The following is a 16,722-nucleotide window of genomic DNA, read 5'->3' on the forward strand; positions in this document are numbered from 1 at the left end:
CCTCACGCTTGCTCAACTCAACATTCTCTTTTAATTCTTTTTCATTATGGGCAATGTGCATTCCTTTTCCACCGCCACCGAGTGCTGCTTTGACAATCACCGGATAACCAACCTGCTGGGCAATTTTTAGATGTTCATCAATATCCGCACCTGAGACTTCCATTCCGGGAATGATCGGTGCATTTATTTTCTTTGCGGTGATTCGAGATGCTACTTTATCACCGACAAGCGCAAGCGCCTTTGAAGATGGTCCGATAAACACAATTCCATTATCTTCACATGCCCTGGCAAAGGCTGGATTTTCTGCCAAAAATCCATAGCCCGGATGGATTGCCTCGGCACCAGTTTTCTTCGCTGATTCAATAATAACCGGTATATTCAAATAACTTGCAAGTGGAGCAGGTTCACCGATACAGATTGTTTCGTCACAATATTGTAAATGGAGAGATTGTCTGTCTGCAGTAGAGTATACACCTACAGTCTTTATACCCATTTCTCTACAGGCTCGGGCAACCCTTATCGCAATCTCACCGCGATTGGCAATTAAGATTTTCTTAAACATTTCCAACCTCTGATTTAATTTCATTCAGTAATTCAAGTACACTCAGCTCAGATGCCCATTTATTTAAATATTCCCAATCCAAATTTTCCTTCTGAATCTTTGCAATACCCAGCGCATCATTAAATTGTCTTTCTGAATTTCCTGATTTTGCCCATTCAAGTTTTGTTAAGACAGTATCCTCTGGCGACGCAAACCAGCATCTCAAACCCAGAAATTCTGCTTCTTGCCTTCGTTCAAACTCAACCTCACTGTACCTACGATTTTTAATCGGTATAATGTCAAATTTGAATCCTGTCTTATAGTGAATTATATTAAATATTTTCTGTTGGGTAAGAATCTCCTGCGGCGATTCATATTCTATATAAAATTCTTTTCTTATTTCATTCAAAAAATCGCCGAGGGCATTTACTGAAGTTTTGATCACAACATCAGCATCAAAAGTTGCCCTCGGTACTCCATGCAGATTACTCGCAAAAGAACCTGTAATCATATATTCAATGTCATATTTCTTGAATAAATCTATGACTTTTTGTAATATCTCTTTCGTTAACATTTATTATAAACTTTTTCATATAACTCATCAGTTAAAAGAAGTCGTTTAAGGGCGATCTCAATCTCGTCATCAGAGTACTCAGGATGTCGCTGTTTGATGCCCGTCTTCAGCAATTCAATAGCGGTCCGTGTTAAGTCAAGAGACATTGAAAGTTTAACTTCCCCGGGTATTTTTTTGAATATCTTAATTTGCTGTTCTTCAGAAAATTGATCAGTGTCTTTTAATCTTCTGCTATCCATTTTGGTTTTCTCTTTTCTAAAAATGCGGACATTCCTTCCTGTGCCTCATCAGAAATCCGCATCTGAGCAATAACTTCAGCGGTATATTTCTTAAATTCATCAACCGACATCTGAGGAACCCTTCTCAAAAGTTCTTTGCATTTCTTTATTGCCTCGGGCCCACTTGAGAGCAATTGATTTACAAGCCCTTCAACTGCCTTATCAAGACAATCTGGCGGGACTATAATATTTACAAGCCCGGCATTTAAAGCCTTTTCCGCCGACATCCGCTCACCGGTTAAAAAGAACTCTCTACACCTTCCTTCGCCACACTTCTTTACTACATATGGAGATATACAGGCAGGAATTAATCCCAATTTTACTTCGCTGAAACTGAATTTAGCATCAGTAGCTGCAACCGCAATATCGCAGACTGCGACGAGACCAGTTCCACCACCAATTGCATATCCCTGGACTTTTGCAATCGTAGGTTTTGAACAGGAATAGATTTTATAAAGCATATCTGCAAGGGCAAGAGATTCTTTTAAATTCTCTTCGTAAGAATAATCCTTTACCCTCCTCATCCAGTTTAAATCTGCGCCGGCACAGAAAGATTTTCCCTCACCAGATAAAATAACTACCCTTACTTCATTTGACTTTTCAATCTCATCAAAAACCATACTCAATTCTTCAATCATTTTATCATTGAATGCGTTATGGACATCAGGCCGATTTAGTATAACATTACCTATATTATTGGAAATTTTCAAGATTAATGTCTCAAATTTTGTCATTCTGATATATTATATCCAGATGCGAGAAAAATTCAAGCAGAATTTGTTTAACTTGATATCGGCTGTTACCTTTGCAAGCAGTTTTTCTGCCGAAGTTACATTGTTCAACCTGATACTTTAGGATGGATATATTTGATTTAAGTTTCTATCTCAGTTTATTGCAAACCTGAAGGTTTGCCCTACATTTAAACAATAAAGAAAATTTAGGGCGAGGCTTTCTTCAAGAACTGATGGTTCTTTCAGCACCAGGTGTTAGCCTTGCAATACGTATTTTTATTTCTACTGTTATTTTAACTTAACGATTTTGCAAATCTGATTATCAACGGTTCGCAAAATATAGATGCCGCTACTGTAACAGGTAAAATCAAAATATCCATTTTTGACATTACCGATGAATTTTCCAGTGGCGTCATATATTGCACCGCAAATGGTTTTATCTACTCTAAGTTCATTGCCCACGATGTATGAAGTTAATGTATGATTTTGAAGTTTCTGATCGTTTTCTTCAATCCCAACGCTTACATCAAGATTTCCATAAATATCGTAATCCGTTCGGTATTCCTGCCATACGGTAAGGAACTTATTATTTGCTCCTAAATAATGGTCGCAGTTATAACAATTATAGTTTATATTGGAAATATTAAAGTAAGGTCCAAGTGGAGTTCCTGAAGTGCTATAAAAACGTCCACATATCTGGTTATAAGAACCCACTATCTTTGAGAAAGTTACAAGATAGTTAACACCCGAATGTCTAACCGCAAGTGAACTGTAGTCAACAGTATCAGCAATAGTAAAAATTGAACCAATCGGAGTCCCACTTGAAGAAAGCATGCAGCCTTTCACTGTATAAGTATAGCCAACTGGTTGATATTCAATCCAGCATAAGAGATAATTTGAACCACTCCAGGCAATCCGTGTTGTATAGGCAGATTGAGACAATGTCAACACATCAAATATATTACTTCCATAAGAGCCGTTCGTATTTATGAACCTGCCCATTATTTTGTAGGGCGAAAAGGAAGGACTTGACCATATGACGAAATAATTGGTTCCATTATAAGCAACTGATGGATAATAGAAATAAGGTTGAGTTCCAGTTCCAATTTGAATTCCATTAGGGTCCATTACACTCCCGGTTGTTGATACACGGGCACCATATACTTCTTGGTAGCTATTGCGTGCATCAATCCATATCACGAAATAGTATCCACCACCAAAACAGATATCTGGAGATTGCTGGACGCCCGGGGCATTAGAAATAAAAAATGAATTTATTGAATCACAAGTGGAGGTGACACGCACCCCGACAATATTGCCCGCACTTCAACAACTGTCCCTTAGCGCAACCAATAAATTTATTCCGTCATAGGCAACCTTCGGCGGATATGCTGCCTGGCGGTTAAATAATAACTTGCCATTGGGATCAAGAACACTACCGCTGTTGGTAACACGCGCGCCATATAAGGCATAACTACCCAGAGAACTATAATACCGCAAATCACTCCAGAAAACATAAAACTGATTGTTCCCGTAAATCACACAGGGCGCCTGCTGGTTGGCAGTATAATTACAAATGACAAAATTCGCACCAAGGATAAGATTAAGATAAAATCCGAGGCTTAAACCCATATTTCTCCTTTCGCTCTATTCTATCCAAAAATAAAGTTTTGTCAATAAAAACTTTATTTCCTTGTTGCAACCCAGGCGTCGGCATCAAAACGGTCATATTTTGTTCCTTCAGGATTTTCATAAACGACAACGAAGTAAAGGTCACCTTGAAACGTTAATGTCGGTTCACCAACCCCTGCGGTATTTCCTGCAGAAATAACCAATTCTGCCGTTCCCCAGCCATCCCAATATCCGGGAGTCTGCTGTTTTCTTCTAAATATTGCCAGTTTGCCATCAGTATGTTCGGCTGAATAATATAGCCACCAATCTGTACCATCAAAATATAAATGAGGTTGATGTTCTTTTTGAGAAGTATTCACAGTAGTTACCGGCAATGGTTTTGACCAATTCATTCCATTATCCGTACTGACTGAATACCATATATCATGCCCGCCTTCGCCGCCCGGTCGGTCTTCACTATCAAAGAACAAAACCAGTGTGGTATCATCAATCAACTCAATATGGGGATTATCCTCAGTATAAGCCGTATTTATGAATTGTGTCCCAAAACTATCAATCGGTGTAAGTAAACCACCTATTCCCGAAGGATTAGGAGTGGTATTTCTAATACACTTTATGTTCGTATTCGCTGTATAAACATCATTGCTGGTAAAAACACAAATTGAAATAGTTGAAGAATCAGCAAAAATTGAACAGAAGCCGCCTTCGCTATAGATACTCCGTTTCATATTGGAAATAGTCCATGCGCCAAATTCGTCGTTAATTGTACGCCGCGTCGCATATATAATATCACTATGATACCAGGGAAAATTGCCGACTGGATTACTCTTTAAATCCATATCATAATGGGGACCACGGTCATATTTTACAAGGTTTTCTACAATATCACCGTTTAAGACAAATGATAAAAAATCGGCAGGCATATAAGTCGCATACAAATGCAATCCATCACGGCTTACATACAATCCGTCTTCCCAACCCATGGTATTATTATTCAACATTTGGGGTGTATTAAATTCATTGGGCAGATGACATTCCACATAAGCATTTTCTTTTATTTGCTGCCAATTGGTAACCTTTTTTTCACAATTTAAAATGCTTAGGATAATGCAACAAAAAATGCTAATTTTAGATATTTTCATTGTGTCCTCCATTTATTTATGACCTTTAATGCCTTTAAGGCACTTCTTTCTTTATCTTTAATCTCCAGCATTATATCAAAATCAAGTTCAAGTGTGGTTTTTATGTAATTTTCAAAATCCTTAAGATTTATATGATGCGTATGGGTTCCTATTCTTGCCCCTCTTTTCTGAGTACTATAATCCGTCATCAACAACCCATCTTTTTTATGCCAGGTCTTTATTGCTGATTTCAGTGCCTCAAGATAAGATTCACCGTTATTTAAACAAAAGTGATGGAAATAATCAAATAAAACAGGAATACCTGTTTCTTGAGAGATAAGCAAACAATCACTAAGTGAATATAGCCGTTCATCATTTTCAATCACCAGTCTATTTTTAACCATTGCTGGTAGTTGTTTATAGGCATTAATAAATCGCTCAATTGATTTTTTCTTATCATTATAAACACCACCGATATGAATCTGCACTTTGGCAGTCTTGTTCAGCCCCATTAAATCGAGTATTTCGCAATGATAGATTAATTCTTTTATACTGTTCTCCACAATTCTTTTATCCGGTGAATTAATCAAAACAAACTGGTCGGGATGCATTGAGATTCTGAAGTTGTGTTCTTTTATATACTTCCCAATTTCTTCAAAACGCTTTTCAAAATACTTTTGCCACTTAAATGTATTTATCGGATGGCTCGCAAATGGGACGATATCAGAACTGATTCTAAAAAATAAAAGATTATGTCTAACATTGAATTCAAGAATTTTTTGGAGACAATCAAGATTATTAGTTATTTTCTCAATGAGATTTTTCTCTGAATAATTTTTTAATCTAAAAGTAGAATTTGCCGTACAACCAATGGATAGATTAATACAAGGGTAACCAACTTTCATCTTTCAAAGATTTGTTTAAACTCTTCTAAAATCTTAAAATCTCTCTCCAAAACTTTTTTCATATTAATATTATACACTGCGACTGCTGGATGATACATTGGAATTATTTTAATCCATCCGTATGAACTGTTGGCTTCAAAAATTTTTCCATGAATCCTGCTTATTCCCTGAATTTTTTCTTTTAATCCGAATTTTTCGAGTATGAATGCAGTGGCATAATTTCCGAGTGTGCAGATAATCTCTGGCTTGATAATTTCAATCTGTCGCTCTAAAAATGGTGTGCAGGCTTTTATCTCGTCAGGTTTAGGGTCGCGGTTATTTGGGGGTCGGCATTTTAAGATATTGCCAATAAAGACTTCTTCGCGTTTTAGATTTGCGATACCAAGCAATTCATCAAGAATTCTTCCTGCATCTCCACAGAATGGTCTTCCTGTCCGATCTTCATTCGCACCCGGTGCTTCACCGATGAACATAATCCTTGCATTCGAATTTCCTTCGCCCGCAACCGGATTAGTCCGTGTACTGTGTAATGGACATTTTGTGCAGACATTAACTTCAGATGAGACCTTATCAAGATTATCCATTGCTTAAAATTTATTTATTTTTTAAAGAACCAAAATCTGTAGTGGCAAAGTTTACTTTGCAAAATAAATCTATGTAGCTTCCGACTTTAGTCGGGCGAAATATATTGCTCCCGTCCACATAAATCTGGATGCTACACCCTTTCTAACGCCGCTTTGTCGCGGCTGGGAACCACTCCTGCAATCCCCCTGTTTCCCCCTTTAGAAAAGGGGGACTGAGGGGGATTTGCTTTTACCGAATAATAAATCGTCATACGTTTTGGGTAATCGTATGTCATTCTGAATTTATTTCAGAATCTATATTTTTAATTCTGCGGTAAGCCATTTCAGGTAGCCTTCATAACCTGCGATAATCGGCATCGCAATTATTTCTGGCGTCTCATAAGGATGTATTTCTTTAATCGTTTTTTCAAGATCTGGATATAACTTAGTTTTACTCTTTATAATACACAGCCATTCCTCTGCACTTTCAATTTTACCCTTCCACCAGTAAGTGCTTTTTATCGGTCCCAAAATCTGAACACAACCCGCAAGCCGCTTTTCTACAACTACTTTCGCAATCCTTTCCGCATCTTCCTTTTTCTCAACGGTTGTAAAAATTTGAATATAGCCATTTTTTTGTTTCATCGTATCACCTCACTTCTCAAACATTCCTATCCGCTATCATTTCGTCGCATAAATGCGACCGCCACATTAATTTTTGCACCCTTGTTTTCTTCTAATTGTATCCTCTATCCATTTCACGATTCCACAATTGTGGAATTGTAAAATTGAATACTACAGAATAATTTATTCAACGCATAAACATTTTGTTAAAGACTATGCAAATAATCTCATAACACGCTGTTGCAGTACGAAAACACCTTGGATTTTTGTCGATTTACCATATTGAAAGAAACTTCTGTTATAGTCCGCTAATTATGTAAAAAATTCCTATTGCAATGAAGATTGCGCCTGCAATGTAAGAAATGATCTTACGGTTGATACGCTCGGTAAGTAATCTGCCGATGAAAATCGCCATCAATGAAAGAATTGTTAGAGCAAATACTACACCTGCCAGCACCAGCATTGGATGATACTTTGTCGCAAACAGCCCAGCAGCAATTTGAGTTTTATCACCAAATTCAGAGACAAAGATAACACCAAAACCGGTCAAAAAAGGATTTTTCAATTCGCATTCTGCCTTTTCATCTTCTTTTCTCAAAAGGGTTATAACTCCGAAGATAATAAAAATAATGCCACCAGCAATCTTGATATAATGCGCCGGCATAACATTTGTAGCAAAATTACCGAGGAGCACAGCAATACCATCGGTAACAAAAAATGCGAGAACCACACCTAAAAGTAACAAAAAGTGCTTTCTTGTCTGCGTCGCAAGGCATAAAATTGCAATCTGAGTTTTATCGCCCAGTTCAGCAAGACCGATTGTAAGAAACGGAATCACGAAATCTTGTAGCATTTTAGTCTAAATCGCTTCTGGATTTGCAAACATATCCACCCAGGGTAATGAATAAGTAAACCTTATGAATAGAAAAGCCGAGATTATTATCAAAACAATGAGCACAATCCTAATTGAAGTATTGAACTCAAATCTTTCAGCAGTCTTTTCGGTTATACCAGCAAATATGCCAGATAGATAAGAACTAAAAATTGCCCATAACAATTCAATTGTGTTGGAATCCGTTTTGCCCCGGATTGCCGGTGCCAGATACCATATAAGAAAAACAAACCAGGGCACAAAAATTGTTGACAATAATCGCGCATACCAGAAACTTGCTTTCGCATTTATTCTCTTCTGAATAACTAAGTATTCTATTAAGCTGGCAAATAGATATGCCCAGAATGCCATTTTAAGATGTTGAAAGATAGATTCATCAATTCCACAGAATGGCGTAAGGATAGACCAACCAGTCAAATCATATCCGAAATGCAATGCAGAAAATATAATTAGATAAAGGAATGCTTTAACTGGAATTTTTTGAATAAACATTATTGCCTGCTTTCACCCTCACCCTGAAATGAATTCAGGGCAAGCACTTTATCCTCTCCTTTCAAGGGAGAGGAATTTTGGTAGATTCTCATTTTACCGTGCGAGATGTATCTCTTGCCAGTTCAAATTTGAGCCGACATTTGGGTTATAATTGGGGTCGTCAGTTAGAATGTATTCACCTAAATTGTTTGACCATACATTTTTATATCCAGTAGGCAGTTCTACCCGTTTTTCTGCAAATGGGTCATAATACTGGTCAACACCTCTTATATAATCACTGAAATTCTGTGCAATCTTTTCATTTACACCCTGACGATATTCCCATGCCCTTTGCTGGTCTTCGCGCATTTCACTGCTTGCCTGAGCAATGATCTGACTCATTCTGCCTGTTGCCTGAATATTCTGAATTACAAGTTGTGCAAGATATTCCTTAACATTTGCTACCTTGGCATACCATTGCGGATTGACCTGCAAGGAATACAGCATTGTCTGAAACAATTTTGTCTGGGCATCAAGTTTTCCTTTCTCTGCTCGGAATGAGAATATCAAATCAATATACCAGTAGTTTATGTAATAACCTGGCGAATAATAACTACCCGGTAAATTTATTATGAACTGACTGACTGCCGCATAAAATTCCTCTTCCATCTCTTTTCCGTTTTCTGTGTATTCAATCCTCATTTTGCCTGCTTCAGCGAGTGCGGTAACACCTTCGGCTGGTGGTCCCTTTGCAAGTTTTGCCAGGTCCGGGACTTCTTTTTCTTCAATAATTTTTAAATCACTGACTCCCCCTCTGAATTTAGGAATGATAACCCGGGTGAAGGCGGTGTGCAAGTCAATGGGTTGGGCTACAGGCGTTCCAAATCGTAATGAACCAGGAGGATTCGTATACAAAAATCCCTGATTATCAGTCCAGAAATAATCTTGTGCTGGAAAGAGATTGAATTCAGCCCGACTTTTGGTATCATAAAAACGAAAATTGACCTTCGCAGGCAGGGCTGGGACTGCTACCCAGTTTATTGCCCCTTCTGCCTTCCAGTCACCGGGAATGAGCAAACGGAATACTTCAATCCCTGCTAAAGGATCATTATAGGAATATGTAACAAATTTTTGCATCTTTGGTGGATTCTTCGTCTTGCTGGTCTTTGTATCATCACTCCCCGAACATATTACAAACACAAAGAGACCCAAAAACACAATTGCTTTTGATAAGGTTTTCATAATTCCTCCTTTTTTTATTATTATTTCAAAACGCCGCTCCAATTTTTATTAAACGTAGGACAAACCTTCAGAGGCTGTATTACAATTTCTATTTTGTCACCCTGAATTTATTTCAGGGTCTCAAAAAGTAATGATTTTTCAGACGCCGTCCCGAGCTTGTTTCGGGATGCTGAAAATGGCATGAGATGCCGAAATAAATTCGGCATGACATTGTTCAGCATGACAAATACTAATATTGATCAAATCATCCCTTTATTTTCTAACATCTATTATTAAATAATTGATTTTATCCTTTCATAAAAAAAATCAATACCTAAATCAGAATTGATACAGAACAGACAACATACCATAATGTATCCAGGCAAAATTATAGACCTCAGTAATATCAGCGCCACCTTCAACAGTTCTATAACCTAAGGAAATACTCCAGGTTTTTGCGGGATAAAATCGTCCTTTCAAAGCACCATCAAAAGCCCTACCCGGTCCACCAGCAAGCCCTTCAAGGTCAAAAACAAATCCCCACTTTTCGGTGAATTTCTTCTCCATTGCAATATGTAATAAAGGCACAAATCCAAGGTCGGTTTTCTCCGCACTTCTCCCCTGTTGCTCAAGTTTTATCTTCGCGTCCCTGATTTTCGCCGTAAATCCAATCCAGCATCTACAATTATGCTTCACACTCTGGCATAAATTATAACTGTATCCAATACGCCAGGAATTGAATTTGTATGTCGCATCTGTTGCAATGCCCTGCTGGAATGTCTCACCACAGAAATTTATATCTGTATTGAATGTTCCAGTTTTCGTATAAGATAATGGTGCAAGAAGAATGTGAAGACTATGTCTTGATACGATATTCCATTTAAAATACAAACGAAACCAGGGTAATGGACCTGTTCCAACAAGTTCAACGAGCGAGAATCTTGTGCCTGCAGATGTATTTGGTATCTGGACAACATTCCTGCTTTGCCAGACCGCTCCACCTTCCAGTTCAGCAGAGAATCTTTCGGACTGGGAATTGCCCAGTGAAAGACACACTATCAAAAGCAAACAAAATGCAAATTGTATATACTTCATTTTACCTCCTATTTTATCTTTTGTCTTCTTGCCTTTTCTATCCATCTTGCCATCTTTAGCCTTCTTTAGTCCGTTAATGCCTTTTCCAAATTGCTATTATTGCCAGTAAGGCTAAAGCCTTGCCCTACTTTTCCTTTCTCACCATCTTGAACCATCTTTAGCTTTCTAATTCATTTCGCCTTTTTGCCATCTTTAGCCTTTTAATACCTTTTTCAGACTAATATTTTGTCCTCACTCTTATTATCAACTGCCTTTTTTCAATATCCAATATTGCCAGCATAAAATCAATCAGGTCTTTCTCTAAAGTCATTTTAATCTCCTTTGGTTTGTGCATTATATCATCACCTGCTGTTCTACATTGATAAAATCCTTTTGTATCGGGTAAATCAAGCGATTTAAGGGCATCTTCATACAATTGTTCAATTGTTGGATTGTACACTGAACCTTCTTCAGGTAATTCTTTACCAGAATTTTTATAACTCTTTATAATCCACTGCTTTGTAGATTCAATTCCAAGCATCTTCATTAGAAAATCTTTTGGTATAGGTAATTCACGCCATTTACCATTTTTCAGTGCATCTGTCAGATATTTCTGAAAATCTTGTTCATTAAATTGAAATCCAATATCAATTCTCAGACCTTCCCTACCGAAAAAGCCAGGCTCTTCTGGATGAGTGTGGCAATAAATTGTTTTGGCAGAAGAAGGAATATTGAATTCCCTGCGGAGAATTACTTCGTCCGACTCATTGATACAACTAGCAATCAAAATGCATAAGAAAAGACAAAATTTCATCACTTTTTCACCTTTACTTTGATCCCTGTATCAACCACGGTGCAGGATCTCAATCCTCTCCCTTCAAGGGTGAGGATTTTCTCTCTCCCTATTCTCAAGATACACAGTGCGAATTGGAAATGGAATTTTTATATTTTCGTCCTTAAATCGTTTATGCAATCTCTTAACAAATTCATGTTTAATTATGAATTGACTGGCAAATTCTTCTACACGCAGTATGACAGTAAATTGAATACTGAATTCGCCGAAGGTGTGATAACGAATAAATGGTTCAAAATCCTTTACTCCACCCGGAACTTCACGCAAGGTTTCTTTTGCGACATCAATTACAACCTTTTCTACTTTTTCCAAATCACTATCATAACTCACACCCACCTGCATGAGAACCGCCATCCCTTTTTCCGGCAAATGATAATTTTTTACTATTGTCTGGGCAAGTTTGGAATTAGGTATAATAATTAAGTTATTAGAAAATTCACGAATGGTAGTATTCCGCCAGGTAATATCTTCTACATAACCATCTTCACCGGTCGCCAATTTCACATAGTCCCCGGGCTTGACCTGTCGTGAAACAATTATCTGTAAACCCGCAAATAGATTGCTCAAAGTATCCTGCAATGCAAGAGCAACCGCAAGACCACCTATGCCAAGACCCGCAAGGATTGGTGCAATTGAAATGCCGAGAGAATGGAGGATAATTAGTATACCGATGATTAAGATAAATACTCTTGTAGTATTAGTCAGGATCGTTGTCTTGGGGATAGCCTCTTTTATTGCGGCAGAATAGATATCAACAAAACCCACTGCGATATTTGCAATGACTGCGGTTACTGAAAAAATCATAGCGACGAGTAATATTTTGCTGATGATGAGGATTGTTTGCGGTTCAATAATAATTTTAGGAATGGCAAGGGATAAACCAGCGATAATAAACCAGAAAATAATCCAGCCCTGCAAGGCGTGGATGATTATCTCATCCCCCCGCCATTTTGTCCTCTTTGCCAGTCTCTTTAACCAGCCGAATATGACAACCTGACAGATAAAACCGATAACTATTGAAACTATCAATATAACTATTGGATATATATACTTAACTATTGCTTCCCTCAATTAATCTCCTTTCAAGCAATGATTGACAATGTATTGTTCGTTTTTGCTATTTATTCTCATTGTGTCCCTGTCTTTTAATTAAAAAATATCCAAATGTAATAGCAAGAATAATAATCCCTATTCCGATAAGTGTCAACGGTGGTAATTTTTGAATGTCAAGGATAATAACTTTCCGCGAAATCGCTATTATCGCAACAGCCATAACTACTTTTACGTGGTCAACCGCCTCGTGTGTATAAGTTTTCATAATAGTATCAAGCAGCTCAATACCTATGACAACAAGCATAAATAACCCAAAAAGTTCAAGCAACTCGCCAATGTCAAGTAAAAATACAGGCGGAGTGACAATATCAAGGACGATCGTATAACCTAATTCAACAACGGCGAGCAATAAAACTATCGTCAGCATAATGGCGAGAATTTTGATCATTGTATCTTTGAATTTTTTAAGAATTTCAAACATAATACCTCCAAAATTTACTGTTATTTCGCTATCTTTGCAAAAGATATATATACAATATCGACTCCTTATATTCTGTCAATAATCTCAAAAGGTTTTCTATACCCATTCCTTATCAATATCTCTTTTATGATATTAGATTGTCTGAACATCATTTCAAACCTCTGCTGGAGGTAAGAGACATTTGAAAATCCAGTTCAAATTGTAATTCTTTTCTTGGGTCGCGCCTATTTAATTTCATTAACCAGATTTTTTTCTTTCTTGGCTTTGTCATATAATTAATTATACCCGAAAATGACGTTTAATCAAGAGAGTCAAAAACAGAAACTCAGACAAATCTTCGTATTTCATTTGTCCGAAATCCGAATATCTAAATGCTACACAAATTCTAACTACCCAGAATTCCAAACATTGTTTGAGATATTGGGATTTCAAAATTGGATTTTGTTTAGAATTTCGTGCTTCAGATTTAGAATTTGTATCGATCCATTTCCGCAAATCTAAAGGTTTGCCCTACATACTATATTATCGTAGGTTTTCCTGTCACCCTGAACTTATTTCAGGGTCTAAAAAAGTATTGATTTTCCGAGATGCTGAAATAAATTCAGCATGACAATGGACGCTGGTTCGCACTTTTTCAGCAATCTCTTTATCCTAAGGCTTTTAATAATTGGAATTCCACATTTGGGCTCTGGAATTCTTTAATTTTTTTCCGACATTAACTCTCTCACTTCATTCTGGAATCCCTGTTTATCAAGGACGAAGGCACCAATAAGTCTTCCATTCACAATACAGTCCCCATAACCGACATTTCGCTTTTTTGCTTCCTCGGGCTCTTTTGAAATATCAATGTAGTAAATAGATATTTTATCATCAACTTCTCTTATGTATTTTTCCATTCTCTTTAAGAAAAATGGATATGCAGCAGGACATTTGTTTGGTCCGCAGAAGATCAAAACCTTGCCTTTATCTTCTGCCTGCGGATTATATTTAGGTGATTCTTTCTCAGCCGGTTGATATACAAAATCTTTCTTTAATGGATAATATAACAGACCTTGACTTTCGCCAACCCGCTTAAAGCCATATTTTGTGAAGAACTCTTTTGCTGATAACTGCCCTTCTGAATGACCGGGGAATGGACTCACAACCAGCGCCTGAGCAGGTCTATCATTAAACCATTTTTGCGGTTTTTTCATATCTTCTATTAAACTTGAAAGCAAATTTTTACCAATGCCTTTCCGCCAGTATTTCTTCTCGTGAATATATATGCAGTCAATCCAAACAACTTCCTCATCTGGTGATGGTCTATATTGTATCATACCTGCAGGAACACCATCAATATATCCAACTTTGCCAATTACGCCCCATTTCTTGAGCATATCAAGAGCCCAAATTTTCTTTTCATCTATACCTTTCTGCCAGTCCGGGTCATCTCTCTTATCCTGAGGAACACAGACCAGACAGAGGTCAAGGATATTTTCTAAACTAACATCTTTGATAATAATCTCAGGCATAAATCCCTCCATTTAATTTCTAATGATGCTTGGTATTAATAAAGAGTTGACTTTTAATAAAATTGTAGTGGCAGACCTTGGTCTGCAAAAGCTGTAGGTAGTGGCAGAGTTTACTCTGCAAATGTCGAGCAAGCTCGACCACTACATTTTTCAGATACAAAAATTCCCTCTATAACCTCGTCAGGCATTTTTCAAAGTCAACCACAACATATTTTTTGCCTCTCTTTTCTACCTTATGCCCTTCTTTTTCCAGAAGTTCCTTTTGTCTCTCTGCCCCACCCGGAAATTTTTCATTCAGCACTCCACCAACTTTAAGTGTGCGCCAGTAAGGAGTGATATTCTTCTCACCTTTCATTCTCGCTTCTTCTGCCGCATTTGCTGCGGTCATAATACTGATTCCTGCTATCAGGGAACAACAATATTTAGTTTTGTATTTTTCAGCAAGTTCTTCACAAATTTCTTTAATGGTAATCAATTTACCTTTGGGAACTATTTTCATAATTTCATCCACTTCAATATGTGGGGCAAGCACAACCGAATCCCCGGGTTTTGCGCCCCATTTTGCCAGCGCCTTGCCACAGGGCATTTGGGAAGTAAATGAAATAACCTTTGGAAAATTTTTGCGATCCTCTAACTTTTCCTTCCACGATTTGCGTTTGTATGCCATAGTTCACCTTCCTATTTGAAATTATTTTGAGTCTTTAAATACTGTCTGCCCTTCCAGAGACATGATTTGGAATTTCAAATAACGCCTCCAGCATAAAAGAAGTTTTTTGCGCAGCAAAAATTTGGGTGAGTGCCGCCTGCTTGTGCGTTACACACAGACAGGTAAGGCACAAACCCTGATTTTCGTCAGGGCAGGCTCTTTTATGCTGTGTTAAGCGATGCGGTGACTGATAATTACAATATTTCTCCATAATCCACCTCAATTCCATCATCAATTTTTCCATAATAGACGATTTTGACATCTATGTGTTCTGGTAATGCTGCTTTCGCCTCATAGGTATGGGGTTTTATAGATATTGGAATGTCTCCGATATAGCCATCAATTCCTTTTGATTCTTCTTCAGGCTCTGATAGCCGATACTTTTTTCCCTTTAACTCAGCACCTTTTTTAAGTATCACTTCCTGGAACCTTAGTCCTGCAAAGGTCTTCACAATCACCAGATCTCTTACCCATCGCTCAACTGTGCCTCTGTCAATCTTATTTATTGCATTCTTCAATTCTCTCAACTTCTGTAGTATTTTCTCGGTAGCATTTTTGATTGCATCGGGCTTTTTCTTCAAATACCACTCTTCCCATTCAGATAATGTCTTACCTTCAAATTCCTGAATGAGCTCACTCGTTTGACCTACAACTTTCGGCTGTGTTCCCTGTGCATAGTTATCTCATATTTATCAAATCATAAATTAACCGAGCTTTATGAGTAGCCAAATCGGCAGGTAACGCATCCTCTGCTGAAAGTTTTTTATATCTTTTGTTGTGAATTCCTTCTTGAAAAACAAGAGCACTTAACGAGCAATTACTAAGAATAAAACAGAGAGCTTCTTCATGGTCAAAATTGTTTTTCAAAAGCAACCGAAAGAGATTATCAAAAGTGTAAAGCTCATATACAATATATAATCCATTACGATCTTTTGGAAATTTTTCTAGAAAATGCATATATTCTTCCATTTAAACCACCTCTCAAACCTGCAAAGGTATTTGCATTTGTTCTCTTCTTAGATGTAAATATAACTCTAAGTAGCCTAAAACCCTCGAACCCAAAGTTGTTAAAACAACCCTATCATACAAAGACCTAGAAAACCTTACTCTTTCTACCAATTCAAGCTCTTCACACTGATTACAAGTAAATGAAAGTAATTCTCTTATAGTAGTCCATCTGTAATTTGTGCCAAATAAAAAATTAACGAATTTCAGTTTTTCTGCATCTTCAGGTGTGTTGGATTTGGGTAGCCAATCACCGTTTGTAAGATGTACAAATCGAAGAAAATAGTAGATATTTACTTTACTTTTGGTAAAATTCCCATTCGTTAAAACTTCCAACAAAACTCTTTTTTGTTCAGTGCTTAAATCCGGCATAGTTGCCCTCGATTGAATTATTTCCGCGTTATAACCTTCCCTAAACCGTTTGCCATACTCAGTCAATCTTATCATCCCACGTTGCTTTTCTCATAGCAATTCAAAATATTTTGC

The 16,722-nt window shown here is 37.4% G+C and carries 22 protein-coding genes and 1 pseudogene; all 23 read right to left on the reverse strand.

From position 1 onward, the window contains the following. Positions 1-562: biotin carboxylase N-terminal domain-containing protein (locus tag ABIL69_10610; GenBank protein MEO0124438.1), on the reverse strand; the 562-nt coding region annotated here is incomplete at its 3' end. Then, entirely contained in the window at positions 555-1,115 is a 561-nt protein-coding gene (locus tag ABIL69_10615) for a hypothetical protein (GenBank protein ID MEO0124439.1), read from the reverse strand. The genes ABIL69_10615 and ABIL69_10610, both read right to left, overlap by 8 nt. Continuing rightward, positions 1,109-1,354: a hypothetical protein gene (locus ABIL69_10620; protein ID MEO0124440.1), complete on the reverse strand. Its 246-nt coding sequence runs from the start codon at positions 1,352-1,354 to the stop codon at positions 1,109-1,111. Before ABIL69_10620 ends, ABIL69_10615 begins: the two co-directional genes overlap by 7 nt. After that, positions 1,336-2,127 carry an enoyl-CoA hydratase/isomerase family protein gene (locus ABIL69_10625; protein MEO0124441.1) on the reverse strand — a complete coding sequence of 264 codons (792 nt, stop codon included), beginning with the start codon at positions 2,125-2,127 and terminating at the stop codon, positions 1,336-1,338. The genes ABIL69_10620 and ABIL69_10625 overlap by 19 nt, the downstream gene beginning before the upstream one ends. A gap of 285 nt (positions 2,128-2,412) precedes the next feature. Further along, a complete protein-coding gene (locus ABIL69_10630; protein ID MEO0124442.1) occupies positions 2,413-3,429 on the reverse strand; it encodes a hypothetical protein in 1,017 nt (338 codons plus the stop codon). A gap of 21 nt (positions 3,430-3,450) precedes the next feature. After that, a complete protein-coding gene (locus ABIL69_10635) occupies positions 3,451-3,756 on the reverse strand; it encodes a hypothetical protein (GenBank protein ID MEO0124443.1) in 306 nt (101 codons plus the stop codon). Positions 3,757-3,809: 53 nt separating this feature from the next. Then, complete coding sequence (locus tag ABIL69_10640) at positions 3,810-4,898, reverse strand: sialidase family protein (protein ID MEO0124444.1); 1,089 nt, start codon at positions 4,896-4,898, stop codon at positions 3,810-3,812. Next, on the reverse strand, positions 4,895-5,782 hold the full coding sequence (gene uvsE, locus ABIL69_10645; GenBank protein ID MEO0124445.1) for a UV DNA damage repair endonuclease UvsE: 888 nt from the start codon (positions 5,780-5,782) through the stop codon (positions 4,895-4,897). Before uvsE ends, ABIL69_10640 begins: the two co-directional genes overlap by 4 nt. Next, positions 5,779-6,366, reverse strand: a complete 588-nt coding sequence (udg, locus tag ABIL69_10650) for a type-4 uracil-DNA glycosylase (GenBank protein ID MEO0124446.1) — start codon at positions 6,364-6,366, stop codon at positions 5,779-5,781. Before udg ends, uvsE begins: the two co-directional genes overlap by 4 nt. Before the next feature lie 294 nt (positions 6,367-6,660). Next, on the reverse strand, positions 6,661-6,990 hold the full coding sequence (gene cutA, locus ABIL69_10655; protein ID MEO0124447.1) for a divalent-cation tolerance protein CutA: 330 nt from the start codon (positions 6,988-6,990) through the stop codon (positions 6,661-6,663). A gap of 277 nt (positions 6,991-7,267) precedes the next feature. Next, positions 7,268-7,822, reverse strand: a complete 555-nt coding sequence (locus ABIL69_10660) for a TMEM165/GDT1 family protein (GenBank protein ID MEO0124448.1) — start codon at positions 7,820-7,822, stop codon at positions 7,268-7,270. A gap of 6 nt (positions 7,823-7,828) precedes the next feature. Next, positions 7,829-8,353: a DUF6512 family protein gene (locus ABIL69_10665; GenBank protein ID MEO0124449.1), complete on the reverse strand. Its 525-nt coding sequence runs from the start codon at positions 8,351-8,353 to the stop codon at positions 7,829-7,831. A 93-nt stretch (positions 8,354-8,446) separates the two neighbouring features. After that, complete coding sequence (locus ABIL69_10670) at positions 8,447-9,574, reverse strand: hypothetical protein (protein MEO0124450.1); 1,128 nt, start codon at positions 9,572-9,574, stop codon at positions 8,447-8,449. Positions 9,575-9,892: 318 nt separating this feature from the next. Next, positions 9,893-10,648, reverse strand: coding sequence for a hypothetical protein (locus ABIL69_10675; protein ID MEO0124451.1), 756 nt, complete (start codon positions 10,646-10,648; stop codon positions 9,893-9,895). A gap of 217 nt (positions 10,649-10,865) precedes the next feature. Further along, positions 10,866-11,441, reverse strand: a complete 576-nt coding sequence (locus tag ABIL69_10680) for a hypothetical protein (protein MEO0124452.1) — start codon at positions 11,439-11,441, stop codon at positions 10,866-10,868. A 63-nt stretch (positions 11,442-11,504) separates the two neighbouring features. Next, positions 11,505-12,551 (reverse strand): mechanosensitive ion channel family protein, encoded by a 1,047-nt coding sequence (locus tag ABIL69_10685; GenBank protein MEO0124453.1) that lies wholly within the window; start codon positions 12,549-12,551, stop codon positions 11,505-11,507. Positions 12,552-12,597: 46 nt separating this feature from the next. Next, a complete protein-coding gene (locus ABIL69_10690) occupies positions 12,598-13,014 on the reverse strand; it encodes a phosphate-starvation-inducible PsiE family protein (GenBank protein MEO0124454.1) in 417 nt (138 codons plus the stop codon). A 698-nt stretch (positions 13,015-13,712) separates the two neighbouring features. Next, complete coding sequence (locus ABIL69_10695) at positions 13,713-14,525, reverse strand: GNAT family N-acetyltransferase (protein ID MEO0124455.1); 813 nt, start codon at positions 14,523-14,525, stop codon at positions 13,713-13,715. A gap of 169 nt (positions 14,526-14,694) precedes the next feature. Then, the gene (locus ABIL69_10700; GenBank protein ID MEO0124456.1) at positions 14,695-15,192 is read right to left on the reverse strand and encodes a hypothetical protein; all 498 of its coding nucleotides are present in this window, start codon (positions 15,190-15,192) and stop codon (positions 14,695-14,697) included. Between the two features lie 34 nt (positions 15,193-15,226). After that, the gene (locus ABIL69_10705; protein MEO0124457.1) at positions 15,227-15,442 is read right to left on the reverse strand and encodes a hypothetical protein; all 216 of its coding nucleotides are present in this window, start codon (positions 15,440-15,442) and stop codon (positions 15,227-15,229) included. Continuing rightward, a pseudogene (locus tag ABIL69_10710) lies at positions 15,426-15,899 on the reverse strand (MjaI family restriction endonuclease). The gene ABIL69_10705 and the pseudogene ABIL69_10710 overlap by 17 nt, the downstream one beginning before the upstream one ends. Before the next feature lie 10 nt (positions 15,900-15,909). Next, positions 15,910-16,200, reverse strand: coding sequence for a hypothetical protein (locus tag ABIL69_10715; GenBank protein MEO0124458.1), 291 nt, complete (start codon positions 16,198-16,200; stop codon positions 15,910-15,912). Between the two features lie 12 nt (positions 16,201-16,212). Next, the gene (locus ABIL69_10720; GenBank protein ID MEO0124459.1) at positions 16,213-16,683 is read right to left on the reverse strand and encodes a hypothetical protein; all 471 of its coding nucleotides are present in this window, start codon (positions 16,681-16,683) and stop codon (positions 16,213-16,215) included. Positions 16,684-16,722 lie beyond the last annotated feature (39 nt).

It is taken from the genome of candidate division WOR-3 bacterium (genome assembly GCA_039802005.1).
Taxonomy (GTDB): domain Bacteria; phylum Hydrothermota; class Tepidihabitantia; order SM23-42; family JAOAFX01; genus JAOAFX01.